The 24,560-nt window shown below is 59.1% G+C and carries 26 protein-coding genes; 2 read left to right on the top strand and 24 right to left on the bottom strand.

Going from position 1 to position 24,560, the window contains the following annotated elements:
- The 15 genes from O3A94_15465 to O3A94_15395 form a co-directional block, all read right to left on the bottom strand.
- Positions 1–973: FecR family protein (locus tag O3A94_15465; GenBank protein MDA1357652.1), on the bottom strand; the 973-nt coding region annotated here is incomplete at its 3' end.
- A gap of 160 nt (positions 974–1,133) precedes the next feature.
- Positions 1,134–1,838, bottom strand: coding sequence for an ABC transporter permease (locus O3A94_15460; GenBank protein MDA1357651.1), 705 nt, complete (start codon positions 1,836–1,838; stop codon positions 1,134–1,136).
- A 4-nt stretch (positions 1,839–1,842) separates the two neighbouring features.
- Positions 1,843–2,532: an ABC transporter permease gene (locus tag O3A94_15455; GenBank protein MDA1357650.1), complete on the bottom strand. Its 690-nt coding sequence runs from the start codon at positions 2,530–2,532 to the stop codon at positions 1,843–1,845.
- An 82-nt stretch (positions 2,533–2,614) separates the two neighbouring features.
- On the bottom strand, positions 2,615–3,388 hold the full coding sequence (locus O3A94_15450; GenBank protein ID MDA1357649.1) for an ABC transporter substrate-binding protein: 774 nt from the start codon (positions 3,386–3,388) through the stop codon (positions 2,615–2,617).
- Between the two features lie 88 nt (positions 3,389–3,476).
- Positions 3,477–4,277, bottom strand: a complete 801-nt coding sequence (locus tag O3A94_15445) for an ATP-binding cassette domain-containing protein (GenBank protein ID MDA1357648.1) — start codon at positions 4,275–4,277, stop codon at positions 3,477–3,479.
- Positions 4,274–5,386: an ATP-NAD kinase family protein gene (locus tag O3A94_15440; GenBank protein ID MDA1357647.1), complete on the bottom strand. Its 1,113-nt coding sequence runs from the start codon at positions 5,384–5,386 to the stop codon at positions 4,274–4,276. The genes O3A94_15445 and O3A94_15440 overlap by 4 nt, the downstream gene beginning before the upstream one ends.
- Before the next feature lie 6 nt (positions 5,387–5,392).
- Positions 5,393–6,991, bottom strand: coding sequence for an aminomethyl-transferring glycine dehydrogenase subunit GcvPB (gcvPB, locus tag O3A94_15435; GenBank protein ID MDA1357646.1), 1,599 nt, complete (start codon positions 6,989–6,991; stop codon positions 5,393–5,395).
- Positions 6,988–8,385 (bottom strand): aminomethyl-transferring glycine dehydrogenase subunit GcvPA, encoded by a 1,398-nt coding sequence (gcvPA, locus tag O3A94_15430; protein ID MDA1357645.1) that lies wholly within the window; start codon positions 8,383–8,385, stop codon positions 6,988–6,990. The genes gcvPB and gcvPA overlap by 4 nt, the downstream gene beginning before the upstream one ends.
- Before the next feature lie 30 nt (positions 8,386–8,415).
- Complete coding sequence (locus tag O3A94_15425) at positions 8,416–9,348, bottom strand: AEC family transporter (protein ID MDA1357644.1); 933 nt, start codon at positions 9,346–9,348, stop codon at positions 8,416–8,418.
- Positions 9,349–9,376: 28 nt separating this feature from the next.
- Positions 9,377–11,053: an amidohydrolase family protein gene (locus tag O3A94_15420; GenBank protein ID MDA1357643.1), complete on the bottom strand. Its 1,677-nt coding sequence runs from the start codon at positions 11,051–11,053 to the stop codon at positions 9,377–9,379.
- A 20-nt stretch (positions 11,054–11,073) separates the two neighbouring features.
- Positions 11,074–11,667, bottom strand: a complete 594-nt coding sequence (locus tag O3A94_15415) for a nitrile hydratase subunit alpha (GenBank protein MDA1357642.1) — start codon at positions 11,665–11,667, stop codon at positions 11,074–11,076.
- Positions 11,664–11,969, bottom strand: coding sequence for a nitrile hydratase subunit beta (locus O3A94_15410; protein MDA1357641.1), 306 nt, complete (start codon positions 11,967–11,969; stop codon positions 11,664–11,666). The genes O3A94_15415 and O3A94_15410 overlap by 4 nt, the downstream gene beginning before the upstream one ends.
- Positions 11,969–12,316 carry a nitrile hydratase subunit beta gene (locus O3A94_15405; GenBank protein ID MDA1357640.1) on the bottom strand — a complete coding sequence of 116 codons (348 nt, stop codon included), beginning with the start codon at positions 12,314–12,316 and terminating at the stop codon, positions 11,969–11,971. The genes O3A94_15410 and O3A94_15405 overlap by 1 nt, the downstream gene beginning before the upstream one ends.
- 60 nt (positions 12,317–12,376) lie before the next feature.
- Positions 12,377–13,207, bottom strand: coding sequence for a phytanoyl-CoA dioxygenase family protein (locus tag O3A94_15400; GenBank protein ID MDA1357639.1), 831 nt, complete (start codon positions 13,205–13,207; stop codon positions 12,377–12,379).
- Positions 13,186–14,076: a haloalkane dehalogenase gene (locus O3A94_15395; GenBank protein ID MDA1357638.1), complete on the bottom strand. Its 891-nt coding sequence runs from the start codon at positions 14,074–14,076 to the stop codon at positions 13,186–13,188. The genes O3A94_15400 and O3A94_15395 overlap by 22 nt, the downstream gene beginning before the upstream one ends.
- 125 nt (positions 14,077–14,201) lie before the next feature.
- Between O3A94_15395 and O3A94_15390 the strand changes: the two genes are divergently transcribed.
- Positions 14,202–15,653, top strand: coding sequence for an amidase family protein (locus tag O3A94_15390; GenBank protein MDA1357637.1), 1,452 nt, complete (start codon positions 14,202–14,204; stop codon positions 15,651–15,653).
- Here the strand turns inward: O3A94_15390 and O3A94_15385 are convergent.
- From O3A94_15385 to O3A94_15360, 6 genes are all read right to left on the bottom strand, one after another.
- Positions 15,650–16,171, bottom strand: a complete 522-nt coding sequence (locus tag O3A94_15385) for a VUT family protein (protein MDA1357636.1) — start codon at positions 16,169–16,171, stop codon at positions 15,650–15,652. The two genes, O3A94_15390 and O3A94_15385, sit on opposite strands and share 4 nt — an antisense overlap.
- A 13-nt stretch (positions 16,172–16,184) precedes the next feature.
- Complete coding sequence (gene queF / locus O3A94_15380; protein ID MDA1357635.1) at positions 16,185–16,649, bottom strand: preQ(1) synthase; 465 nt, start codon at positions 16,647–16,649, stop codon at positions 16,185–16,187.
- A 5-nt stretch (positions 16,650–16,654) separates the two neighbouring features.
- Positions 16,655–17,452, bottom strand: coding sequence for an enoyl-CoA hydratase/isomerase family protein (locus tag O3A94_15375; GenBank protein ID MDA1357634.1), 798 nt, complete (start codon positions 17,450–17,452; stop codon positions 16,655–16,657).
- Between the two features lie 11 nt (positions 17,453–17,463).
- Positions 17,464–18,219, bottom strand: a complete 756-nt coding sequence (locus O3A94_15370) for an SDR family oxidoreductase (protein MDA1357633.1) — start codon at positions 18,217–18,219, stop codon at positions 17,464–17,466.
- 81 nt (positions 18,220–18,300) lie between these two features.
- Positions 18,301–19,512 (bottom strand): VWA domain-containing protein, encoded by a 1,212-nt coding sequence (locus O3A94_15365; protein MDA1357632.1) that lies wholly within the window; start codon positions 19,510–19,512, stop codon positions 18,301–18,303.
- Positions 19,509–20,426: a MoxR family ATPase gene (locus tag O3A94_15360; protein ID MDA1357631.1), complete on the bottom strand. Its 918-nt coding sequence runs from the start codon at positions 20,424–20,426 to the stop codon at positions 19,509–19,511. The genes O3A94_15365 and O3A94_15360 overlap by 4 nt, the downstream gene beginning before the upstream one ends.
- A 170-nt stretch (positions 20,427–20,596) precedes the next feature.
- Here O3A94_15360 and O3A94_15355 point away from each other — a divergent pair, with 170 nt between their 5' ends.
- Positions 20,597–21,769 carry an MFS transporter gene (locus O3A94_15355; protein MDA1357630.1) on the top strand — a complete coding sequence of 391 codons (1,173 nt, stop codon included), beginning with the start codon at positions 20,597–20,599 and terminating at the stop codon, positions 21,767–21,769.
- A 24-nt stretch (positions 21,770–21,793) separates the two neighbouring features.
- On the opposite strand, the gene O3A94_15350 is transcribed toward O3A94_15355, so the two are convergent.
- The 3 genes from O3A94_15350 to O3A94_15340 form a co-directional block, all read right to left on the bottom strand.
- Positions 21,794–23,194 (bottom strand): phenylacetate--CoA ligase family protein, encoded by a 1,401-nt coding sequence (locus O3A94_15350; GenBank protein ID MDA1357629.1) that lies wholly within the window; start codon positions 23,192–23,194, stop codon positions 21,794–21,796.
- On the bottom strand, positions 23,191–24,003 hold the full coding sequence (locus O3A94_15345) for a class I SAM-dependent methyltransferase (protein ID MDA1357628.1): 813 nt from the start codon (positions 24,001–24,003) through the stop codon (positions 23,191–23,193). The genes O3A94_15350 and O3A94_15345 overlap by 4 nt, the downstream gene beginning before the upstream one ends.
- A 100-nt stretch (positions 24,004–24,103) precedes the next feature.
- Positions 24,104–24,433, bottom strand: coding sequence for a hypothetical protein (locus O3A94_15340; GenBank protein ID MDA1357627.1), 330 nt, complete (start codon positions 24,431–24,433; stop codon positions 24,104–24,106).
- Positions 24,434–24,560 lie beyond the last annotated feature (127 nt).

The raw sequence follows: 24,560 nt of genomic DNA, 5'->3' as shown, positions 1-24,560 counted from the left end.
CGCCCGAACCACCGGAGCCGCCCGAACCACCGGAGCCGCCCGAACCACCGGAGCCGCCCGAACCACCGGTGCCGCCATTTCCGTTGCCGTTGCCGTTGCCATCACTGTTGCCATTGGATTGCGCCGCGGAAGCTGCCGCCAAACCGTTGGACGAGGCGTCTAATCCTGTCTTGCTGGCCTTTCTTCCATTCGAATTTGATTCTCCGTCGGCGTTGCCGTCACCGTCACCATCCCCGCTTGTGCCGGATGAGTCACCTGTAGCGGAAACACTCACGCTGGAACTGTTCGCTGAGACACTAGCGGTTTGCCCGACCGAAACAGAAACGCTGCCACCTCCCGTCGTGGCCGATACGGAAACCTGCCCCTGACTGACGCTCACGTTGGCCGCATTGCTGGCCACACTCACGCTGAACGCGGTGCCCTTTACGACCGCAGCCAAATATGGCGTTTCCACGGAGAAATGTTCGTTCCGCCGTTTATCAACTTCGTAAAACACATCGCCCTGATGTTGGCGAATACGGGTTCGATTGCCGTCTTCTTCAAGGGCTAATAATACAACGGCACTGTTTGCGTTTACGGTCACCAGGTTTTTCTGACGCGATAAAATAATCCAGGCGGTCGATCCGGTTTCAATGTGGGAGTTTGCGGGAACGAACGTTCCAGGAGTGACAATTTGGGCGAATTCTTTGTCCCCACCATGGCGGACAACATCGCCTGATACCGCTACGGCCGCCCACAGATCAGCATTCTGCGGGACACCGTCATTTTTCTTGAGCTGCTTTTCTTCGGCCGCGCGAAGTTGATCAATCTCATCGACGCCGATGCTGGCATCGAGAATAAATACTCCACCAGAGCCGTCGGCATTATTTTGCTCTGTTTCGCCGCTATTACCGTCAGTGGCGAACGTGATCAGCGCTAAGGCAACCAGCAGGATAATCGCGCGAAACGTGGGAATGTAAGCGCTGAGCTTCACCAGTGATTCCTATTTAATACCCAAAGTACAATCTGGTTAATTTCTTGCATCTTTTTCGGTGCTCGTTAAATTTTAATTAAGAATTATTAACAATTAGTAAACAAATATTAACATCATTTACATTTCCTGCGAGGCATATTTTGACGGGAAAAGGGGGGAATCAATTCACATGCGGCGGCGGACGGAGATGCGGGCTTAGGCGCCACTCGGCATATTTCAGCGTGCGAACAATCAGCAGCGTCAGAACGAGATACATCAGCGCCGCCAGAATAAATAACTCATAGGGTGCGAAGGTGCGGGCAACGATGACGCGAGCGACGCCGGTCAAATCCAACAGCGTAATTGTGCTGGCGAGCGCGCTGCCTTTCAGCATCAAGATGATCTCATTGCCATAGGCCGGTAAGGCCAGGCGAAAGGCGCGCGGCACGGTGATGCGGCGTAGCACCAGCCAGCGCGGCATGCCGAGCGCGCGCGCTGCCTCTAACTCACCATGCGGCACCGCCTGAATGGCGCCACGCAATATCTCTGCCGTGTAGGCAGACGTATTAAGGCTGAAGGTGAATATGGCGCACCAGTAAGCCTCCTTGAAAAATGGCCACAAGAAGCTTTCGCGCACTGCTTCTAACTGTCCCAAGCCGTAATAGACCAAAAAAATCTGCACCAGAAGCGGCGTGCCGCGAAAGATGAAGATGAAGACATACGCCGGCATCCATAGGGCGGGATTCCTGGAGGTGCGGGCGAGCGCGAGGGGAATCGCTAGGCACAAGCCAACAGCCAGCGCCAAAACAACCAACTGTGCCGTCATCCCCATGCCCTGGAGAAGCGCCGGGATGCTGTCGACCATCAGTTGGACATCAAATTCCATGCGCCTAACCCATGCGCACACCGCGCTGCGCGCGGCGTTCCGAATATTGCAGGACGACCATCGAAACGATGGTAAAGGAGAGGTAAATCAATGCGGCGGCGGCGAAGAAGGTGAAGGGCTCATGAGTTTTTCCAGCGCCAGCGCGCGCGGCATACATCAACTCATTCAGATTGATGACTGAAATCAACGATGTGTCTTTGAGCAGGACCAACCACAAATTGCCAAGACCGGGAAGCGCAAAACGCCAGACTTGTGGCAACATAACTCGGCGGAACATTTGCAGGCGTGTCATGCCGACCGCATAGGCGGCCTCCACCTGGCCCTTGGGAACCGCAAGAATGGCGCCGCGAAAAACCTCGGTGGCGTAGGCGCCAAACACAAAGGCGAGGGTAAAGGTGCCGGCGACGAAGGGCTTAATCTCTATATAGGACTCACCGCCCAGCTCTTGCCAAACGCTCTGCACCAACAGGCTGCCGCCATAAAATATTATGAGCAGAAGCAGTAATTCCGGCAGACCGCGGACGATCGCGGTATAGGCCGTGGCGGCACCGCGCAGGAACACCGATCTCGATAGTTTGGCGCTGGCGCCGAGAAGTCCAAAAACCAGGCCAAGTGCAACCGACGCGAAAGCCACCCGCAGCGTCAGCCACGCCCCATCCAAAAGCAACGGCCCATAGCCGTGCAGCTCGATCACGCGCTCGGCACCATCCTGGATAAAATAAAAACGCCCCGGGCCGTCATGACCCGGGGACGCTTCTTCTCAAAGCCCTGGCAAACTAACCACCAAAGACATCGAACTCGAAATATTTATCGTTGATTTTCTTATAGGTGCCATTGGCGCGAATGGCGGCAATGGCTTCATTGAGCACATTTTGCAAATCCGTATCGCCTTTTCGGATGGCAATGCCGGCACCGTCACCGAACCATTTCGGATCGGAAAAGCCCGGGCCGACGAATTCTGCATCCTTGCCGGCATCGGTTTTCAGGAAGCCGTCATCGAGCGCTACGCTGTCGGCGAGAAGGAGATCAATGCGACCGGCGGTGAAGTCGAGATACGCTTCGTCCTGGGTGCCATATCCTTTGACGTCGACGATATCACCGTAATTGTCCTTGACGAAATTCTCATGGATGGTGGCGCGTTGCACGCCGACCGATTTACCCTTGAGCCCCGCCGCTGAGATTTCGATGCCGGAGCCTTTCTTGCGGACGAACTTGGCCGGCGTCGAATAGTATTTATCGCTGAAGGCGACCTTCTCTTTGCGCTCTTCGGTGATCGACATCGAGGCGATAATGGCGTCGTATTTATTGGCCAAGAGCGCGGGAATAATGCCATCCCAATCCTGCGGCACCAACTCGCACTCTGCTTTCATATGTTCGCAAACGGCAAGCGCGATATCGATATCAAAGCCCTTCAGGGTACCGTCCGGCTCCATCCAGCTAAAGGGCGGATAGGCACCCTCAACGCCGACGCGGAGTTTGTTCCAATCCTTGGCTTCGGCGATACCAGCCGATATCGCCACTGCGGCGGCGACAATGATGGCAGTCAACAGATTTCGGATTTTCATTTTTCGTCTCCCAGTTTTTTGTTCTCAGTCTGAAGGTTCCGATTTCCCATCGGCGCGGTCAAGGCTTCTAAGGCTAAAACTCCCCGGCCGCGAGAAACTGTCGGCAGCGCTCCGAGCGCGGCGCGTCGAAGACCTGAGCCGGCGGCCCCTCCTCCTCGACCAAGCCGTCATGCAAAAATATCACCTTGGTTGAAACTTCGCGCGCGAAGGCCATTTCATGGGTGACCAGGATCATCGTCCGGCCTTCCTCGGCGATATCGCGGATCACTTTCAGCACTTCGCCGACCAGTTCTGGATCGAGCGCCGATGTTGGCTCATCAAACAGCATCAATTGCGGCTCCATGGCCAGCGCCCGGGCGATGGCGGCGCGTTGCTGCTGGCCTCCGGAGAGATGCGCTGGATAATGCTCACGCTTGTCGGTCAGCCCGACCCGCTCGAGGAGTGCCTCGGCCCGCTCCCGCGCTTCGGCCTTGGGTAATTTCAGGACATGCAGCGGCGCTTCGGTCAAATTCTGCATGACCGTCATATGCGTCCATAGGTTAAAACCTTGGAACACCATGCCGACGGTTGAGCGGATGCGATCGACCTGACGGGCATTTTCGGGCACCAGCCCCCTGCGCCCGGCTCGCTTCATGCGGATCAATTCACCGCCGACCCAGATGCGCCCGGCATTAGGGATTTCAAGAAGATTGATACAGCGCAGCATGGTGCTTTTACCTGAGCCACTGGCACCGATGATGGACAGCACATCGCCGTCACCGGCGGTGGCGGATACGCCCTTCAGTACCTCGAGGGGACCGAAGCTTTTGTGCAGATTCTCGACCGCGAGCGCGCTGCCGCCATCGGGATATTGCGCGTTCTCGCTTTCTGTCATGTCGAGACCCTGCACACCGAGTCCGTATAGTAGCCGGTGATCACCCGCCGCCAACCCGAGAGCTGCGCATCGAGCGCGCGGTCGCCGGTATCGACCTGCAATAGATTATCTCTGAGCGAGGCTATTTTCTCCATCGTTGCGGCGACGGTGATGTGCTCGAGACCAACACGGGAGATTATCTGCGCGCTGATCTGCTGATTGCCGCGGCCAAAAAAATGCCCCTGCCCGCCGATCGGCGTCACGACGATGGCAACGGTGCCATCCATAGCGGCGAGAATGTCGCGCTCCCCAGCATCCGCAGCGATGTGCGCGCCATCGCGCACCAGATCGATACCGAGCAGAGTTTTCTCCACACCGATTTTATCGGCAACGGCGCGCATGGTGGTACCGGGGCCAAGGATATAGAGCCGCCCCGGCTCCATTGCCTCAGTGATACGTGCGGCGATACCGGCCAGGGCCGTGCGGTCGCGGCTGACGCCGCCGGCCTTGGTACCCTGCACCAGATCGGGCAAATAGGGCACGTTCAGATAACCATATAGCTTGGCTGAAACGGCGCCTTCGCGGAACGCCGCTTCGTCGATATCCATGACTTCGAGCTCGCGAACGGCAATACCGCCTTGCATGTAGCGCAGCACCATGCGCGCGGCGGCACGCGGGTTGGTGGCATAGACAGCAGAATGCATTTTCACCCCGGCGGGAATGCCGACAACCGGAACCTTGCCGCCGATGGCGCGCACCAAGTCGCGCGCTGTACCGTCGCCACCGGCAAACAGAATGAGATCAACAGGCAGGTCGGCCATCGCTTGTGCTGCCCGCACACTGTCTTCCGCCACCGTGTCGCCATCTATGGGATTGCCGACAACTTGATGGGAGAAGCTGGCCGCTCGCGCCTCGGTCTCGCCCATCTCGCCCGGCGCCACAAACAGCTCAAGCGGTGCTTTTGCCGCGGCGATAGCGGCGAGCGCTTGGCCGGCGCGCGCCGGTGCTTGCGGTTCCGCGCCCAAGCTACGGGCGCGGGCGATGATTTCAGGTGTATCGCTGCCCTTGAGGCCGACGGTGCCGCCCATCCCGGCGATAGGATTGACGATCAGGCCGAGGCGGAAGGCCACCTTGGCTCAATAGCCGCCGGTATGACGCTCAATCTTGCGGCGGTTTTCCGATGTCCACATCGGTTTCTTGCGTTGATACCCGCGGTAAGTGAAGGCCCAGCAATCCGGATCCTCAGGCACGTCTCCGTCGATGCGCGTGGTGGAAGCGTTGTAAGGCCCACCTTGCGCCTTTTCGGCGTCGCTATAAGCTTCGTCCGAGATCGCCTGGAGCGCTGCCAACATCTGGTCCATCTCGGCAACCGTTAGCGATTCACCGGGCTCCATGGTGAACGGCTCCGCCACCAGCATCGGCATATGGCTCGGCATGCAATGCTGCACACCGAAATCCACCATGCGGTCGATCACGTCATGGCTGGTGACACCGGTCTCGGCGAACATCTGCTCAAAGCTGTAACGCACCTGTTCGAGCTTGGGATAATTGTTCGCCGGCCACGGGATGGTCACGCCGCGCACGCCGCGCATCTTGGCGTGCATATAATTGTTGTTGAGGACCGCCGTCTCGGCCACGGCACGGAGACCTTCGGCGCCGAGGCTCATGACCCAGGAATAGGCTTTGAGCACGGCATGTACATTGCCGATGAAGGCGCGGATCTTATCGATGCCCTCGCCGCGGTCATAATCGAGCCGATACCCGCCGCCGCCATCTTCAGCGACAAGCGGGCGCGGCAGAAATTTGCGCAAAAAATCCTTCACGCCAACCGCGGCACAACCCATGCCGAGCGAGCCATGCGGCGCGGAAAAGGTTTTATGCAAATTGAACTGGCACATATCAAAGCCGGTATCGCCAGCGCGCACCACGCCCAGCAAGGGGTTGCCGTTGGCTTGATCATAGGCGCACAAACCGCCGGCTTCATGCACCAGATCGACGAATTGGCGGATGTTGGGATTGTACTGGCCGGTATCCTCAGGGTTGGTCAGCATGAGGCCGGCGGTACGATCGGAGATGGCGGCCTTCAGCGCATCGACCCCGGCGAAGCCCATCTCACCGGGCATCAAGGTGATCACTTTGAAGCCGGCAACTGACGGCGTCGCCGCATCGGCAGGGTGCGAGAAGGATGTGGTGATGATCTCGTCCCGTTTGCCAAGATCGCCGCGCGATTCATGATAGGCGCGGATGAGGCAGGCATTGGTGTAAATGCCTTGGGCACCGCTCGCTGGCTGGAAGGTGAACTCATCCATGCCGGAGATTTCGCACATGATGCGGTTGAAGCGATACATCAGCTCCAACAGCCCTTGCAGACTTTCGACACCTTGCAGCGGGTGAAGATCGGCGAGCTTGGCACCACGCGCGATATGTTCATGCACTTTCGGGCTGTATTTCATCGTACAGGTGCCCATCATGTCGGTCGTGACATCAAAGCCCATGCACATTTGCGACAGCCGCAGAAAATGACGAAGCACCCGATGCTGTGTGACTTCCGGCAAATCGGGCGGCGCGGCGCGGCGCGCGCCTGGCGGCAGGGAAGCGGCGACATCACCAACCGCAGCGGCGATTTCTGCATCGACGGCAGGCGGCACGATGCCGCGTGCGCCCTCTTCGTCAAGTTCAGAAATTAACGCTTCGTTCCAACGGGCGGCACGAAAGCCGCTTTGTTTGATACTCATGACAACACCTCCGCGAGGCTATCGACCAATCGGTCTATCTCTTTTTTGCCGTGAATTTCGGTGACGCAATAGAGCGCCGATTGGCCAAATTCCGGAAACTCGCCGCTCAAATCTTTGCCGCCAAAAATATCTTTGGCCAGCAGCGCGGCATTGACCTCCGCGACGCTTTTGCCGCTGTCGGTAAAGTCGATGATGAATTCCTTGAAAAAGGCGCAGTCCAGATGTGCCACGCTGATGCCATTGAGCTTGTTGATGCGCTCGGCAGCGTAGCGCGTGCGTTGCAGGATGCCGCTGCCGACCTCCTCCATGCCGCGCGGACCCATCAGCGACAGATAGACCGCCGCACCTATGCCCCACAGCCATTGCGTGGTGCCGGCGTAATCCTCTGAATCATGGCGCTTGTCATATGACGTGCGCTGCATGGTCGACCAGGCGAAGCCGATATCGCCCTCTTCAGCGCCGGGCGCGATGCTCATCAAGATCATCGGATACTCGCTCACGAAGCGCTCTTCATCGCGACTGGCGATGAAACCGCCGCAGCCACCGCCGGCGTACATATGGATACCAAGCGGCTGAATTTGGCCGCAGACGATATCCGCGCCGTAATCGCCGGGGGCCGCGAGCACGCCGAGACTAAGAGGATCGACACCGACCACCAGCAAGGCGCCGGCGGCGTGTACAATTTCGGCGATCTCCGCGCCGCGGCTTTCAATAAGGCCGAAATAGTTCGGATTTTCAAAATAGACCGCGCCGATATCTGACGTGAGCTTGGACTTGAGATCGTCTAAATCGATCAGCCCGGACGCCGCCTCAAGCGCGATCACATCGATTTCTGCCACCATCTTGGTGAAGCCATTAATTTGCGAGCGCATGTCACCGCTGACAGCGCCCGACAACAACACACCGCGTCGCCCGGTAATGCGGCACGCCATGGTAACGGCACTGTTGACCGCAGCGCCCATGTCATAGGACGGCGTGCCAACCACTTCCAGGCCGACCAGTTCACCGATCAGGCTTTGGAATTCAAACATCGCCTGGTTCTTGCCATGATCGGAATAGGTGCCGCCGCCATAGGCGGTGAGGAACTCTCCGCGCCCGGTGATCTCGTCACAAATGGCAGGTACATAATGTTGCCAGCAGCCGGCGCCGCAGAAATTGAGATGATCGCGGCAGGAGAGGTTTTTGCCAATGATGGCTTCAACATGCTTGCGCAGATCATGTTCTGACGGCAGTGCATCCGGCAGGTTCAGGAGACCCTTCACCTGCAATTCGTCCGGTACCGAGACATAAAGATCGGTGACGTTCTCAACACCAATTTCGTTCAGCAGGCGCCGCCGTGGCACCGGCGCCGCGTTCGGCACATAAGGATGGATAAAACCGCTGTCGTCGGACATGAAATATTTTCCCCTATCTGCTGCGGCCTGTTAGCCGCCCGTCATTAGGATAATCATAAGAGACAGGCTCACAAGAGAGATTGCGGTGGTGACGACAATTGCCGCCGAAGCATCTCCCAACCGTAAGCCATAGTGGCCGGCGATGACAAAGGCGTTGGCGCCGACCGGCATGCCCGCCATCAGCACCGCCACGACCGCCCATAGCGGCTCGAGCGGAAAGACGTATAGTGTCAGCAACCACACCACGAGCGGAAACAGCGCCAATTTGGCCAGACTAGTTAGCGCAGCGGAAGCCAGCAGACCGACCACCGGGCGCCCGAAAAGAAAGAGGCCGATGGCAACCAGCGCGCACGGCGCGGCAGCTTGGCCAAGCAATCCAAATAATCTATCTATCGTAACGGGCAAGGTGGCGCCGCTCAGCGACAACAGCAAGCCAATCAGCACCGCCCATAACAGGGGATTGGTGCCCAGTGCTTTAGCGGTATTCAAGAGTGCGCCACCGCTTTCGCGGGCGCGGGTGAACTCCAATATCGACACGGCGCCGGTCATGAGAAAGACCGAATTGATCAACACGGTAAGGCTCGCCGGAACCACCGCTGGCGCGCCGAAAGCGGTGACCGCGAGCGGGATTCCAAGATAGCCGTTGTTGCCATAGCTGGCGATAACACCGCGCATGGCGGAACCGGCGAGATCATCCTTAAAGAAGAATCGCCCGGCCAAGCCGGTGGCTATCCAGGTGACGGCGATACCGATGGAAAACGCGGCGATGAAGTTCCAATTGATGATCTCGGCTGCCGGCACGCCGGCCAGGCTGGCAATCAACAGCGCCGGCATCGCCAAATAATAAACGAAATTGTTGAGCGCCGGGAAAATGGCGGGCCCAAGAATCTTGAGCCGCGCCGCGCCGTAGCCGATAGCGATCAAGGCGAATGCCGGGACCACCGCCGTCAGCAGCGTCTCCATCGATGCGCCTTATTGCTGCCCGATTGTATCAGGCAGCGAAACTATCGATGACCACACCCGGCGGCGTGGCGGCGACATAGTCTTTGCCGTCGAACACATGCTGGCCGTTTACCCAAACGCCGTGTACGCCGAGCGGGTCGCGCGTCAGCCGGCTCTCACCGCCCGGCAGGTCGAAGGCGCGGCGCAACGGGCCACGGGCCACGGTCGCCGGGTCGAACAACAGCAAATCGCCGTGTGCGCCGGGGACGATGCGGCCCCGGCCGGGAAGGCGATAAAGGTCAGCCGGTAGGCTGGTCAGACGGCGGATCGCGTCAGCGAGATCAAAAGAACCGCGATCGCGGACCCAATGGCCGAGAAAATGCAAACCATAAGCCGCATCACAGAGATAGCGCAGATGGGCGCCGGCATCCGACAGGCTCACCAGACTGCCGGGCTCGCGCATCAGTTTCTCGACTTCGTCCTCATTAGAATTCATCAGGCCGGCGGTATAAACCGTCTCCAGGCCTTCGTTCGCGGAGAGATCGAAAAAGGCGTCGATCGGGTCCTTGCCCTGGCGCTGCGCGACTTGATTGATGTTCAGGCCTTCCAACTCGCGGTTCTCCGGGCGCGCCGCCATCGCAACTTCGACCTTGGACCAATCGCCGTAGAACAGCTTGCCCTTTTGCGGCACTTCGAGATCGTGACGAAAGCGGTTGCGGAATTCACTATCTCGGATCTGGCGTTCGAAGCTTTCGTCATCGACATCGATCAGCGGCCGCCACGCGTCCAGGCTTTGCATCGGAAATGCCGCGGTCAGGGCAAAATCCATGCTCAAGCTCTGGCACGAGACTTGGGCCCAAAGCTGGTTTCCGCGCGCCTGCGCCTCCGCTGAGTCAGATACCATTTTAGGCGCGCGTTCGGGATCAGCCTCGTTAAACAGTGCGGCGGTCTGAAACACCGGGCAATTATTATCTTTCGCCAATGATTCCATCACCTCGGAGGTCATGGTGGGCCCGACGGTGAGCTGAAATACACCGCGGCCTTTTTCGCCGAGCACGCCGACCAGGCTGCGCAACTCGCTTTCCTCGGCGAGGCGGGACGGCATTGGTACGCCGCCGTCACCATAATGATTGATCGAGGTCGAGGTGGAAAAACCGACCGCGCCGGCATCCATGCCGCCGCTCACCAGGTCTCGCATCTTCGCCACTTCATCTTCGCTGGCGGCACGCTCGGAGGCTTCCGGCCCCATGACCATGGTGCGCACCGCGGAATGGCCGATAAAGGCCGCGACGTTCGGCGTCACACCCTTCCGTTTGAGTAGGCCGAGATATTCGTCAAAACTCTCAAAATCCCAATCGGTTCCACTGCGGAGCGCAGTCAGCGACATGCCTTCGACCTCCGCTAGGTTGCGCGCAATCAGGTCGCGGCATTCGGGCGGGCACGGCGCGATGGAAAAGCCGCAATTGCCGACGACCACGGTTGTGACGCCGAGCGAGGGTGACGGCGTGGCGTTCGAATCCCAAGTCAATTGCGCGTCGTAATGGGTGTGCACATCGACAATGCCGGGCGCGAGGACCAAGCCGTCGGCATCGACCGTCTCGGTCGCGGCGGCGGTGATATGTCCGACTTCGGCAATGCGGCCGTCTTTGACCGCGACGTCTGCGGTGCGCAGCGGAGCGCCGGTGCCATCGGCGACCACGGCGCCTTTGATTTTTAGATCGTACATTGAATCTCCCGTCGCCGTGTTTACGGCGCCTCGACAATTTTGACGCCGATCATCGAATCGCGCGTCACCAATTTCGCCAAGTCTCCCTGGCTCATGCCGTCCGTGCCCTCGGGCCTCCTTGGCAGCACCAGATAGCGCATATCAGCGCTGTTATCGTGCACCCGCACGTCAACATCGGCGCCCGGCTCAGTGCCAAATTCCTTCAACACCACGCGCGGCTCGCGCACGACGCGGGAGCGATATTCTTTGGATTTATACCAGTCCGGCGGAATGCCCATCAGCATGCGCGGGAAGCAGGAGCACAAGGTGCACACAATGACGTTGTGAACCTTCTCGGTGCTCTCGACCACCATCAGCCGTGTTGGTCCCATATCGAGGCCGATGCTCTCGCAGGCGGCCGTGCCGTCGGCCAGCAGGCGCGCCTTGAAATCTGGGTCCGTCCAGGCCTGGGCCACCACCGCGGCGCCGATATCCGGCGTGCGCTTGGCCATGGCGTCGATCTCCGATTCCATGTCGGCTTCCGTGAAATATCCCTTCTCGATCATCAGCGCGCTCACGGCGAGTTCCATCGCTTGATAATGATCGAGCACTGCGTCTTCCGAATGCATACTCATTTGTTTTCCTTTCCGGCGTTTGGATCCGGTTCGAGCCAATGTTCATAGAGCTCGACATCGATAGTATCTCCGGCCGAGCCCGAATAATCTGGCCATACACGAGTTTGTGCGAAGCGCACGCGGTAAAGCGGCCGCTTAGGCAGGCCGTCGCGGCCAAAGGCCAGTTCCTCCGGATTGGCGAAGGAATTGAGCACCTGCGCGATGTGGCCGGATTTGCCGCGAATGTAATAGGGTGTCCGCAGATGGCCCGGTGGAAAGGCACGGCGTACGATTACGCTGTCTCCGGACACGAAACGCGGCATCAATCATGCTCCCCCGAGTGTGTTGCGTCGGCTTTCGCTTCAGCCTCGACCTCGGCCATTTTACGGCCCAATTCGTCGGAAGAAATTATGCCTTTTTCGATCAGATTATGGGTGATCGAAGCGACCCAGCGTTCGTAATAGGTCATCTTGGAATAGTTTTCCGCGCCCAGCCCCTCGATGCCGCGGCGCAGCTCATCGACACCGATGACGCGCCGTTTGCTGTTGGAGAGCAGCATCATCAGCGCGTCGACGCGCTTTTCCCAATCTGGATGGGAATGCCCTGCCTGGTCCACTGGGCCGGCGTCGCGCCCGCCCATATCGTGATGCATGCGTCCAGCGTCTGCCATATCCCTCATCCCTCTCTGTCGTGCCGCCTCATGCTACCCGGCCCCGCCCGGCAGGCAAGTTTAATCGCCCCCTTTGGGCGGCCAAATGACGGGGAACCAATCCTCGCGCAGGCGCTCACCAGTCTTCTGCCCGATACCAGGAAAGGGCGGCGAGGTTCGGCCTGGACGGGCGACGAAACATGCGTCCTCGCCGAGCCAGCGTGGGGCGAAACCGCGCCGCCGCCCCTGCCCTAGATTAGCCGGTGCACCATGCACTGTGCGGAAATGAAATAGAATCACATCGCCGGGCGCGAGCGCCCAGCTACGAATATCATATGCCTGGCGATCCTGTTCGATATTGGGAATGGTTTCGAAGCCGTCGCCGTCATAATTGTAATCCGTGTCGTCGGCGAAACTGCGGGGATAAAACAGTTTTCCCCAGTTGTGCGATCCGGCAACAAATTCTGGGCAGACATCGCGCGGGACCGGGTCGAGGGGAATCCAGAAACTCACCGTCTGGCGGCCATCGACGCAGTAATAGGGCGCGTCCTGGTGCCACGGTGTGCGCTTGGCCGTACCTGGCTCCTTGACCAGGACATGCTCGTGAAAGAATTGCGCGCTTGGAGACTGCATCACCGCCGCGGCGATAGCGGCTGCGGGCGAGTCATAGACGAAGGCGCGATACTCGGCGATGCGTTCCCAGTTACAATAATCGTCGAAAAACTTGCCTTCGCCGTCGCCATGTTCACCGGCGTAAGGGCCCGGCTCGGCGAGATTGCGCTCGACACCGGCACGCAGCGTGCTCAGCCAAGCATCATCGAAGACCCCGCGCAGGACGCAGACGCCGTCGCGCGCATAGCTGGCGACGTCATTCTCGCCAACAAGGGCGGCTATCCGATCGCGTCCGACCATTGGGCTATTTTCTCGCCAACTTCATGAGGGAAATCCTCAGCGACATAATGGCCGCTTTCGCCGAGAAAGACGTCCTCGAGGTTGGGAAAATCGCGGCGGCACATCTCCACGGTCTCGGGTGGAATGATGGCGCCGGGTTGCACGTGGAACAGCAGCTTCGGCATTTCAGATGTTTTCAAAGCAGCAACATAGCCGCTGATGATTGCAGCCGTGCCGGCGGGCTTGCCTTCGATCGGCAGTTCCTGTGGCAAAACCCAAAGCGGTTTGCGGTGCGCCTTGTCACGGAATGGCTCAAGATAGGCCGACATTTCCGCTTCCGACAGGTCGCGGTGGATGCCGTAAGGCAGAATCTCTTCCATGAAGACGTTCTTCTCGACGATCAAATCCCAGCTCACGCCGTCGGTGCGGAACTGTTTGAAGCCCTCAACCAGATCCTGCGGCCAATCATCCCAACTGGGGAACGTGCGGACGAAGGTCTCCATAAAGGCCGCGCCGCGGACATTGTCCTGGTGGCTCATGGCGTAGTTAAAGCCAAGGCCACCGCCCCAATCATGCAACACCAGGGTGATATCCTTTAGCCCTAATGCTTTGATGAAGCCCTCGATATAGCCATAGTGATCGGCATAGTCGTAGTTGATATCGGGCTTGGCGGATTTTCCGAAACCAACCAGGTCGGGCGCTATGCAGCGTCCCCGGCTTGCGAGATGCGGCATGACGTTGCGCCACATATACGACCATGTGGAATTGCCATGCAGAAAGAGAAACGGCCGGCCCTTTCCGATGTCGGCGTAATGCATGCGGGCGCCGTTGATCTCGACGAAATTCGGCGCAAATGGGTATTCGGCTGAAAACGGTCCACGACCAGTCATATATCGCTCTCCCAGACTTTATAATTGCGCAGGCGACGCGGACGCGCTCGGATAACTGCGCAGGCGACGCGGACGCGCCCGGCATGGTATCAGATATTTCTGGCAAGAAACTCCGGAACAAAATCATGGCAGATCAAAATAATTCGAGCGAACTCTTTCGACTGAGCGCGGCGGACGCCGTCGCTTTTCTGCGTAAGGGTGAAATTTCACCACTTGAGTTGGTGGAGGCCTCGGCGGCCCGTATCGAGACGACGGACGGTGCGCTCAACGCCCTGCCGACGCTTTGTATCGAACGCGCGCGCGCCCATGCCAAGCGCATCATGGCGAGCGGCGCGGACAGGCGCAGCGATCCGGCTTGGCTCGGCGGTTTGCCGATTTCGGTCAAGGATTTGGTTGCGGTCGAAGGGGTGCGCACGACGTGGGGCTCGCCGCTCTATGCAGATCACATCCCGGCCCGCTCCGACATCATGGTGGAACGCCTCGAAGCCAATGGCGCGATCGTCATGGGCAAGAGCAACACGCCTGAATTCGGTGCCGGCGCCAGCACCTTCAACGAGGTGTTTGGCAAAACCCGTAATCCATGGAATACCGACAAAAGCTGCGGCGGCTCGTCCGGCGGCGCGGCGGTGTCCCTGGCGGCGGGTCAGGTGTGGATGGCAACTGGCTCGGACCTCGGCGGCAGCCTGCGTATCCCGGCAAGCTATTGTTCAATCACCGGTCTGCGCCCGAGCCCGGGGCGGGTGCCGCACGGCCCGGCAGACCTGGCCTTTGATTTGCTGGCGGTCGACGGCCCGATGGCGCGCGACGCCCTCGATACGGCGCTCTTTCTCGATGCCATGTGCGGCAGCCATGTCGAAGACCCGATTTCCCTCGCCGCCCCAGCCCAACCGTTCGCTGAAGCGGTGCGCCACAAAGAAGGGCTTGCACCGACGCGTGTCGCCTACAGCCCGGATTTGGGGCAGTTTCCGGTGGATAGCGAAGTGGCCGAGATATGTGCCGCCGCCGCGCAGCGCTTTAAAGGCTTCGGCGCACAAGTCGAGGATGGTGGCCCGAGTTTCAAGGGTGCTGTGGATACTTTTCAAACACTGCGCGCTGCCCTGTTCTCAGCCATGAAGGCCGACCTGCTACGCACCCGGCGCGACGCCTTAAAACCAGAGCTGATCTGGAACATTGAAAAGGGCATGGCGCTTCAATCCGAAGAGATCGGCAGCGCAGAGATTGCCCGCACCAAGCTCTATCGGCGCATGGCGAAATTCTTTACCACCCATGATTTGCTGCTCTGTCCGACCGTCATCGTGCCGCCCTTCGATGTCGATATCCGTTACATCGAAGAAGTAAACGGCCATAAATTCGACAATTACGTCGACTGGTTGGGCATTACCTTTGTGATCTCACTGACCGGCTGCCCTGCCATATCGACGCCTGCGGGATTCACGCGGGATGGCTTGCCGGTCGGATTACAAATTATCGGCCCGCCCGGCGCAGAGGCGCGTGTCCTCGCCGCCGCCGCGCTGATGGAACAGCAAATGGGATTGGCCGGGCATGTCCCGATCGACCCGAAAACGCCGGGCGCCTAAGCGGCGCGCGCGACTTCCATACGGTGGCGCACGAGATACCAAACAATCAGCGCGCCGACCATCTTGCTGGCGATCATTGCCAGGGCGGCGGGGGCCGACAAAATTCCGAGAATGCCAAGGAAAACGACGCTGTCGATCGGTGTCGCCAGCACGCTAGAATATAGGATGCGCTGCGAGAACGGCCGTTTGGTGAAGCTGTAGATCAGCCAGTCCGCCAGTTCGCTGATAGCGAACGCCGCCACTGAGGCATAGGCGATAAAAGGATTGGCCATAAAATAGGACAGCACCGCCGCGATCAGCATAGCGGCCAGCACCCAATGGCCAATGGCGCGCTGCGCAAAATCGCGCGCCACGAAGACCAGGCCGACAATCAAGGCGACCGGTGGCCATTTGTCGCCACCGCCCATTTCAACCAGCGGCACCACAGTGAACAGCCAGTTCACCAGGACGATCAGGCCGATGTATAGCGCGATCCAGAACAACGCGGCCGGGCGCATGACTTCAGACAAGCTGGGCACGTTTATAGCTCTCCTAACCTCTGCCGCGATAGGGCGCGACGCCCTGGTCCGGCAGCCACAAATCCTTTGGCGGCGGTCCGGATTGATAGAATATGTCGATCGGCATGCCGCCGCGCGGAAACCAGTAACCGCCGATGCGGAGCCAACGCGGCGCCAACAGATCTTCAAGGCGTTTGGCAATGGCGACGGTGCAATCCTCGTGGAACGCGCCGTGATTGCGGAACGACGCAAGATAAAGCTTTAGCGATTTACTCTCAACCAAGCGCGCGCCGGGCACATAATCGATCACCAAATGGGCGAAATCCGGTTGCCCGGTGATCGGGCAGATTGAGGTAAATTCAGGGTTGGTAAAGCGCACGGCATAGTCGGTTCCGGGGTGCGGATTCGGCACGCTTTCGAGAAGCGCTTTGTCGGGAGAATCCGGCAATTCCGTCTTTTGCCCAAGCTGGCTCAGACCCTCGGCTTGTTTCTTCGCCATGAAGATTACCTACCTTTGAAATTCGCCGGACGTTTTTCGCGGAAGGCGGTGGTGCCTTCGGCGATATCATCGGTGCCGCCGAGATCATAGAATGAGCGCGATTCATGCCTGAGCGCGTTTGCCATCGGCATGTCCGGCGCGCTCAACATGACTTCCTTGGCGTAGCGCTGCGCGAGTGGCGCGCGGCTGGCGAGCACATCGGCGAATTCGAGACTGCGGGCCACCAAATCGGCAGCCGGATAGATGCGGTTTACCAAGCCGATGCGCATTGCATGCGCGGCATCGATGCGCTCGCCTGAAAGGATCATTTCCATCGCATTGCCGAGGCCGACGATTTGCGGCAAGCGCACGCAGCCGCCATCACAGGGGTGAAAACCCCAGGTAACATCTTGATGGGCGAATTCGGCGTTCGGCGAACAAAAGCGGATATCGCAGGCTTCGGCGAGTTCGAGCCCGCCTGAAATGGCGTAACCGTTGATCGCGGCGACGATCGGCTTGTCGATGTCGAGCCCGCGCGTGATGCCGCCGAAGCCGGGGCCGTCGGTGTAGCGCTGGCGGAATTCGGGCGCCGGACGGGTCGCATAATCAATGGTGTAAGTTTTCAAATCCGCGCCGGCGCAAAAAGCGGCATCGCCAGCGCCGGTGATCACCGCCACGCGCGCACCGTCATCGGCGGCGAATTGGCGCCACACATCGATCAAGCGATCATTGGCGTCAAAATCGAGCGAATTCATCTTGTCGGCGCGATCAATGGTGATCAGGCGCACCCGCCCGTGTTTTTCATAGAGAATATCACTTGCCATCTACCGCACTCCTACCAAGCCGCCCAGCCGCCATCGACCAATAAATTGGCGCCATGCACTTGATCAGCATCGGATGACGCCAGGAACACGGCGGCGCCGGTGAGATCGTTCGGGTCGATATGGCCGATGCCGGTCGGCGTGAGAGCCGCCTGGCGCTCGTCAAAGCCGGGTTCCGCACGATAGGCCTCATTCATATCGGTTTTGATGTTGCCGGGTGCGAGCGAGTTCACGTTGATACCGTCTTTCGCCAATTCCAGGCACAAGGCATTCACCATATTCAGCTGCCCGCCTTTCGACGAACAATAGGCGCCGGCGTTGGGAAAACCGCCGACGCCGGCGATTGAAGTGATGTTGATGATCTTGCCGCTGCCCTGGGCTTTCATGCACGGCACCACGGCGCGAGCCATGAAGAAACTGCCTTTCATGTTGAGATCGACTTGGGCGTCCCAGATCTCTTCGGTCGTCTCCTCAATCGAGATGGCTGTGAAGACGCCGGCGTTGTTGACCAGGATATCCACCGTGCCGAAAGCGGCGATCACCTCGCGCGCCAGGCGGTCGCATTCTGAAACTTGAGCGACATCGGCCTGAAACGCCTTGGCCTCGCCGCCGGCTGCGATGATCTCCGCGGCTACAGCCTCGGCTCTGTCGAGCTTGGTATGGGCGACGACCGCGACGCGCGCGCCCTCGGTGCCATAACGCCGGGCAATGCAGGCGCCAATGCCGCGCGAACTGCCGGTGATGAGGGCTACTTTTCCTTCGAGCTTCATGGCTGCACCTATGTCTCTGTTTAATGTTTGTCCCGTGTTGCGCGACTTTAGCCGGGCCTACCGGGCAGTCAATAACGCCGCTCAGGCGACTTCGGAAATCGGCCAATCCGCGTTTTTATAGCCACTAAGCGCCGCGCCGATATCGCTCAGGCTATGGAGGTTATGAACAGAGCGGAAATCATCGACATGCGGCAGGATCGCCCGCACACCGCGCGCTTCGGGGCGGAAGCCCTCGAAACGCAACAGTGGATTGAGCCAGATCAGGTGGCGGCAGGATTTGTGCAGCCGCTCAATCTCGCGTCCGAGGCCGTCGACATCGCCGCGGTCCAAACCGTCGGTGATCAACAGCACTACGGCACCCTGGCCAAGCACGCGGCGCGACCAAAAGCGGTTAAACTCAAGCAGGCTTTCGCCGATCCGCGTGCCGCCCGACCAGTCCTTTGCCGCATTGGCCACGCGGTCGAGTGCCACATCGACGTCGCGGTACTGCAAATGGCGCGTGATATTGGTGAGGCGGGTGCCGAAAATGAAACTATGCACCCGGTCGCGATCATTGGTGACGGCATGTACGAAATGCAGAAACATCCGCGAATAACGGCTCATCGAGCCGGATATGTCGCACAGCACGACGAGCGGCGGATGGCGGGTCACGCGACGGCGGTATTTGAGCGGCATCATTGCGCCGGAGGAGCGCAGGCCGGCACGTAGCGTTGCGCGCATATCAATTTTTGCACCGCGTGGATCGGCGACGAAGCGCCGTGTCGGGATGTCCATGATCGGCAAACGCATTTCAGCGATCACCCGCTTGGCTTCCTCGACCTCATCCTGCGACATGCTGTCGAAATCCATATCCTGCAGCATTTCCATGGCCGAATAGGCCTCGGTGGCGTCGAGCTCAACTTCGATTTCGTCTTCAGTTTGTGACTGCGGTGCGTCGTCGGGTGAGAGCGCATCGGCGACGCGTCGGCTGATTTTTTCCGGCTCGTCCTTTGGCGCCGTGCTCGGCGCGGCGAGCGCCATCATGCGGCGCAATTCATCGGGGTTGCGCCAAAACAGACGAAACGCCTGGTCAAACACTTGGCGCTGAGCGGCGCGTTCAACGAATACCGCGTGCAGCGCCCAATAAAAATCATCGCGCGGACCGAGCCCAACCAAAGCCGCGGCCTGAAGCGCTTCCAAAGTCTTGCCGGGGCCAGCGGGCAGCCCGGCGGCGCGCAGCGCGCGGCCGAAATGCATGATGTTCGCGGCGAGCTTGCCGCCGCCAGCTATATCGACCGGTGCCAGTCGGCTCATGCGCCACCCACCTCGCTGGGATCGCTGAGCGCGCTTTGCAGTGCATCGGCAACGGCGGTGCCGTCCCCGGCCTGCTGCATTTTAAGAATATGCGCGATCCCGGCGCTGGTATCTTTAGGATCCAACTCCTGGCGGTCCAACTCGATCAGTGCGGCGGCCCACGCCACCGCGGCCCGGACATCGGCGCCGCCGCGGAATTCGCGTTGCCGCAATTCATTGACCAAGCTATCGAGGCTCTCAGTCAATGTCCGTGCCATGCCGGGCGCGCGCAATTTCAAAATTTCCGCCTCGCGCGCGGCGTCCGGATAGTCGATCCAATGGTAGATGCAGCGCCGCTTGAGCGCATCGTGAATCTCGCGCGTGCGATTGGAGGTGAGCACGACGATCGGCCGCTCCACCGCGCGAATGGTTCCCAGTTCCGGCACACTGACCTGAAAATCGGAAAGAATCTCCAACAGGTAGGCTTCAAAGCCCTCATCGGCCCGATCGATTTCATCGATCAATAGAACCGGCGCGCCGGCAATATTGGGTTCCAGCGCCTGCAATATGGGGCGTTTGACGAGGAACCGCTCGGAGAACAGGTCAACGGCCATTTGATCCTTGTCGCGGTCCTTGTTGCGTTCGGCGAGGCGAATCTCGATCATCTGCGCGGCGTAGTTCCACTCATAGACGGCGGCAGAGGCATCCAATCCTTCGTAACATTGCAAGCGCAGTAGCGGGCGATCCAATTGCCGCGCCAAGACCATGGCTAGCTCACTTTTTCCGACGCCGCTACGGCCTTCGAGCAAAAGCGGACGGCCGAGTTGGAGACTGAGAAAAAGCGCGGTCGCAAGACCGCTATCCGGCACATATTTGCCGTGTTTCAATAGCGCGCGCGTGCTCTCAACAGAATTGGGAATAGCAGCTATAGCCATTTTCGCAGTCTACCGCGGGCATCGTTCATGACAAATTTCGCAATCGAGCCGATCCGCGCAAACTAACGTTTCCTCTGTTCGCGTCAAAGGCTTACCATCCTCAACATTGGCGCGGAAGCGCCGCCCTGACAATTTTCGCCACTATTTCTCCGACATACACAGAATTTGCCATGCGCCTGCTCCCCCTGATTATTGCAATCCTGGTCAACTTCTCGATGGGCTCCTTCTATGCATGGAGTGTATTGGTTGCGCCGCTTGAGCAAGCTATCGGTGCCACCCGGTCCGACATCAGTTTGGCCTATTCGGTTGCATTTGTAACAATGACGGTGGGCATGTTCGTCACGCACAGTCTGCTGCGCATCGCCTCCCTCCCCTATTTGATTTTTGTTGTCTTTACTATCGCCGGGGCGGGAATGGCGATATCGGGATATTTCGAGGCGCTTTGGAGTTTGCTGGTCGGCTATGGAATCCTGTTCGGGTTTGCCCTCGGCGTGGCCTATTTTCTGGCGATGACGGCGGCTAGCTTGGACCTGCCGGTGCGCGCCAGTATTGCGCTTAGCGTGAGCATGTCGGCGTTCGCCGGCGGCGGTCTGGTGTGGCCGCCGATCTTCGCAGCGATCATAGACTGGCAGGGACCGCATGCGGTGCTTCTGCTGTTTGCCATTTATCTTGTCGTGATCGGCGTCGTCGCCGGGCTGTTGATGCATGTCGCGCGCCCAGCGGCCCATGCCGGCGCGGATGAGGGCGGTGGCCTGTTCAGCGAACTTCTCACCCGCACCCCGCGGACATTCATTTTGTTGTGGGCGGGATTCATCTGTATTGCCTTTGCCGCGTTGATGTCGATCGGCCATGCGGCGGGTATCGCTGTCGATTACGGATTTCCCATCGATCAGGCCTATTTGGCGCCGATGTTGACCAACTTTGTGTATATCGGCTGCGCGCTTTCTGCCGGAATTATCTGTGATTGGCTGACCGGCCGGCGCGTGCTGATCGGCATTGCTATGCTCACGGCGATTCCGCTGTTGTCACTTTACTTCGTGCCTTCGGCAACGGTGAGCATCCTCGCACTTGCCATGGTGGGCGGCGCTTTCGGCGCCAGCGCTTCGGCCTATCCGGTGACAGTCGCCGGATATTACGGTGTTGCCGGTCTGCCTCGCGTATACGGGCGCCTTGCCTCGGCTTTCGGACTTGCCGGCCTGCTCGGCCCGTCCGCCGCCGGTGTGCTCTATGATTGGCAAGGGGGGTATGAATCCGCCGTCCTCATCGCCGGTATTTTGGCGGTGATCGGCGTTGTAGCCCTATGGTTCCTGCCCAAAATAAAATCACCGTCAGCCGCGGTATAGGCGCGCAGGCAGGGTCCCGCCGCGCTATGCCGGCAGAGGTGGCGCGCTAATTTCGGAATTGAATTCCTCGAATTTGCCGCCCGCCGTCTTCGGCATCTCATCGAAATATCGGAAAAAGATTTCGAACGGGTGGCCGAGCGCATTCTGGATCACCGAGCGCAGCTTGTCCTCCTCCGCCACCGCGAGTGGACGGTCGGCGACGAAGCGCACTTCCAGCAATTCCAGGTTTTTCTGCACGAGCTGATACTGCCGGATCGGGGCAATATCGCGAAAATCGTGAAATCCCGTGAGCGGCCAGCGTTTATCGCCATTGGGCAGAACCAACATATTGCGCAGCCGGCCGACGACGCGCCGGATGGTCGGCAATCCGCGGCCGCACGGGCACGGCTCGCCGGGTTCGGCATAATCGCGAATTTCATAGCGGATCAGCGGCATGGCGAAATTATGCAGGCCGGTGACGACAACGCGTCCGACATCGCCGGGCGGCGTGGGATTGCCGGCGTCATCGAGAACTTCGACCATCATGGTCTCGCTTTGGGTGTGGAACAGCCCGCTCTCGGGGCATTGCAACGCCATATAGCCGACTTCCTGAGAGCTATAGACATCGACAATTGAAACGCCCCATGTTTCGCGGCATTGATCGCGCAACGCGGGGGAGACCATCTCCCCGACGGTGCGGATTTCTTTGAGGTTCGTCAGCGCCGCACCGCTGGCGTGGAAATGCTCTACCAGCGCCGCCAGATTGGCCGGGTAGGTCAGCAGATATTCGGGATTACGCTCCAACAACCATCCGGCTTGTGCGCCGATGTTGGTGCCGAGACTCAATACCGCCGCGGGACCGGTGCGATAAAAATTGGCGGCGGGCCATCCCCAATTGGGGTGATCCTTGCCCTTGGCGACGGTTCCGCTATCGGCGGCGATGGCACGGATCGAGCACAGCTTGCCGGAGAAATCGCGCTGGTTCCAATAATGATCGCGCATCGTGACGGCAGACCAGAAAATGCTCGTGGCGGCGGTACTGATGACCTTAACTGGCTGGCCGGTTGAGCCCGATGTTTGCGATTCACCGAGCGGTAAATGTGACGCTGGAATGTTGCGGCTGAGAAGATCGGCGGCGTTATCCTGAATGTCCGTACGGCTGAGTATTGGAAGTTGCCGCCAAGTTTCGATTGTTAGCGCGAACATCGGATCGAACAGTTCCGGCGTGATTTTTTGCGCGTAATAGGGCACGTTTTTCTGGGCGTAGGACAACAACGAATGAAGCTGTAGAAATTGGTTGGCGCGCAGGGTCTCCGCCGGCAACCATTGGGCTGGTTTGAATTGTGCCAGAACCGTAGCAAGCGCGGCAGGGTTTGTGCCCGGCAGCCGCGGCCATGCAATTCCGGCAAGCGATTCCGCTGGTGCCTGCCCGGCCGCTTCAGTCACAGGGCTTCAAATAACAAGGTTTGAAAACGCTCGCCGCACTCATACTTCGGTACATAGCAGCGTACTTCTTTAAAATAGGGCAATCGGGCACGCCGCACCTCTTCAAGAGTGGGAAAGATAAATCGCGTATCAGAATCCCGGTAGTAATCTATGCTGCTGATCGTCTCCAACTGCCAATTGAGGCTTTCCGACAAGGCGTTGGCGTCAGGTACGGCATCATGCCAACAATCCCAGACGTCTCCGAGGCGCACACCGTCTTCTATATCGCCATGCAACCACATGGCGAGGCGCCATTTGAACACATGAAAATTTTTAATTCGACCGGCGAAGAGATCATCGAACACCGCCGCCGGCGGCTCTCCCTGTTCTGGCCGCAAAAAAAATCGGTGCGACAGCAAACCTCCCGGCGTTAACACCCGACGGAAAGATTCAAGCGCGCGCCGAAAACCATGCGGGTAGTCGAATACCAACATGCACCCGTCACCCACAATTATGTCGCGCGAACTGTCGGCGAGCGGAAGTTCGCACCAATCAGCACAGGCGACGTAGACCTCGGCGGCGTTTGCTCCAGCCCAAGCATATTTGATCATGTCAATTGAGCGATCCACAGCCAACAGGCGAGTTCCGGCAGGCCAATCCATCGCGGCGATTTCAGGGGTCACGCCGAGCAACAGGACCCGAGGCCGTGCCACATTGCTGTGCCGGATGAATAGTTCCAAAGCCCGAATATCTTCGGTTGTCGGCTTGAGGGGCTGTCCGACCTTATGCCACTGGCGGGCGGCCTTGCCCCAATGATCGAGCGGTTTCACGAAATTTTCCTTCAGGCGTCAATGCGCTGATGCCGCAACAATACACCGCCCCGAATAAAAATTCAGGGCGGTGTGTTTTAGTCTGAAACTTGCCGGCGGGTCAGATGAGCTCGAAGTCCGCCACGGCGGGGGCTGAACTGAGATCAGCGACGACGGTATAACCGCCGTCATTCAGCGTTTCATCAGCAAAGAGGGTCGAAGAATTGGGGTCGAACACCAGAAAGGCGGTATCTGTCGGCGTTCCGCCTGAGAGCGACGTGCCATCGAAATCGGCTTCAATGAAAAACGTGCTGTTTAGCGTCAATGCGCCGGTGAAGCTGAACCCAAAGGCCGCACCATCCAACTGAATTATATCTGTGCCGGATGCGAAGTCAGCGATGAAATCACCTTCGAAGTTTAAATTGCCGGACTCCCCGTGATCCTCCCCCAATGAGTTGGTCCAACCCTATAATTAATAGAGGAGGATCAAGACATGGGAATTAAGAGGCACAAGCCGGAAGAGATCGTTGCGAAGCTTCGCCAGGTTGAGGTGCTCGTTGGTCAAGGGATGTCGCGGA

The organism is Pseudomonadota bacterium (genome assembly GCA_027624955.1).
Classification (GTDB): domain Bacteria; phylum Pseudomonadota; class Alphaproteobacteria; order UBA828; family UBA828; genus PTKB01.
This window is presented reverse-complemented; position numbering and strand designations above follow the sequence as displayed.

Excerpts from the sequence above, each read along its gene's own strand:
- O3A94_15460 (MDA1357651.1), bottom strand. The coding sequence starts at position 1,838 with ATGGAATTTGATGTCCAACTGATGGTCGACAGCATCCCGGCGCTTCTC.
- O3A94_15445 (MDA1357648.1), bottom strand. The coding sequence starts at position 4,277 with ATGACAGAAAGCGAGAACGCGCAATATCCCGATGGCGGCAGCGCGCTC.
- gcvPB (MDA1357646.1), bottom strand. The coding sequence starts at position 6,991 with ATGAGTATCAAACAAAGCGGCTTTCGTGCCGCCCGTTGGAACGAAGCG.
- gcvPA (MDA1357645.1), bottom strand. The coding sequence starts at position 8,385 with ATGTCCGACGACAGCGGTTTTATCCATCCTTATGTGCCGAACGCGGCG.
- O3A94_15425 (MDA1357644.1), bottom strand. The coding sequence starts at position 9,348 with ATGGAGACGCTGCTGACGGCGGTGGTCCCGGCATTCGCCTTGATCGCT.
- O3A94_15420 (MDA1357643.1), bottom strand. The coding sequence starts at position 11,053 with ATGTACGATCTAAAAATCAAAGGCGCCGTGGTCGCCGATGGCACCGGC.
- O3A94_15415 (MDA1357642.1), bottom strand. The coding sequence starts at position 11,667 with ATGAGTATGCATTCGGAAGACGCAGTGCTCGATCATTATCAAGCGATG.
- O3A94_15410 (MDA1357641.1), bottom strand. The coding sequence starts at position 11,969 with ATGCCGCGTTTCGTGTCCGGAGACAGCGTAATCGTACGCCGTGCCTTT.
- O3A94_15405 (MDA1357640.1), bottom strand. The coding sequence starts at position 12,316 with ATGGCAGACGCTGGACGCATGCATCACGATATGGGCGGGCGCGACGCC.
- O3A94_15400 (MDA1357639.1), bottom strand. The coding sequence starts at position 13,207 with ATGGTCGGACGCGATCGGATAGCCGCCCTTGTTGGCGAGAATGACGTC.
- O3A94_15395 (MDA1357638.1), bottom strand. The coding sequence starts at position 14,076 with ATGACTGGTCGTGGACCGTTTTCAGCCGAATACCCATTTGCGCCGAAT.
- O3A94_15390 (MDA1357637.1), top strand. The coding sequence starts at position 14,202 with ATGGCAGATCAAAATAATTCGAGCGAACTCTTTCGACTGAGCGCGGCG.
- queF (MDA1357635.1), bottom strand. The coding sequence starts at position 16,649 with ATGGCGAAGAAACAAGCCGAGGGTCTGAGCCAGCTTGGGCAAAAGACG.
- O3A94_15375 (MDA1357634.1), bottom strand. The coding sequence starts at position 17,452 with ATGGCAAGTGATATTCTCTATGAAAAACACGGGCGGGTGCGCCTGATC.
- O3A94_15370 (MDA1357633.1), bottom strand. The coding sequence starts at position 18,219 with ATGAAGCTCGAAGGAAAAGTAGCCCTCATCACCGGCAGTTCGCGCGGC.
- O3A94_15365 (MDA1357632.1), bottom strand. The coding sequence starts at position 19,512 with ATGAGCCGACTGGCACCGGTCGATATAGCTGGCGGCGGCAAGCTCGCC.
- O3A94_15360 (MDA1357631.1), bottom strand. The coding sequence starts at position 20,426 with ATGGCTATAGCTGCTATTCCCAATTCTGTTGAGAGCACGCGCGCGCTA.
- O3A94_15355 (MDA1357630.1), top strand. The coding sequence starts at position 20,597 with ATGCGCCTGCTCCCCCTGATTATTGCAATCCTGGTCAACTTCTCGATG.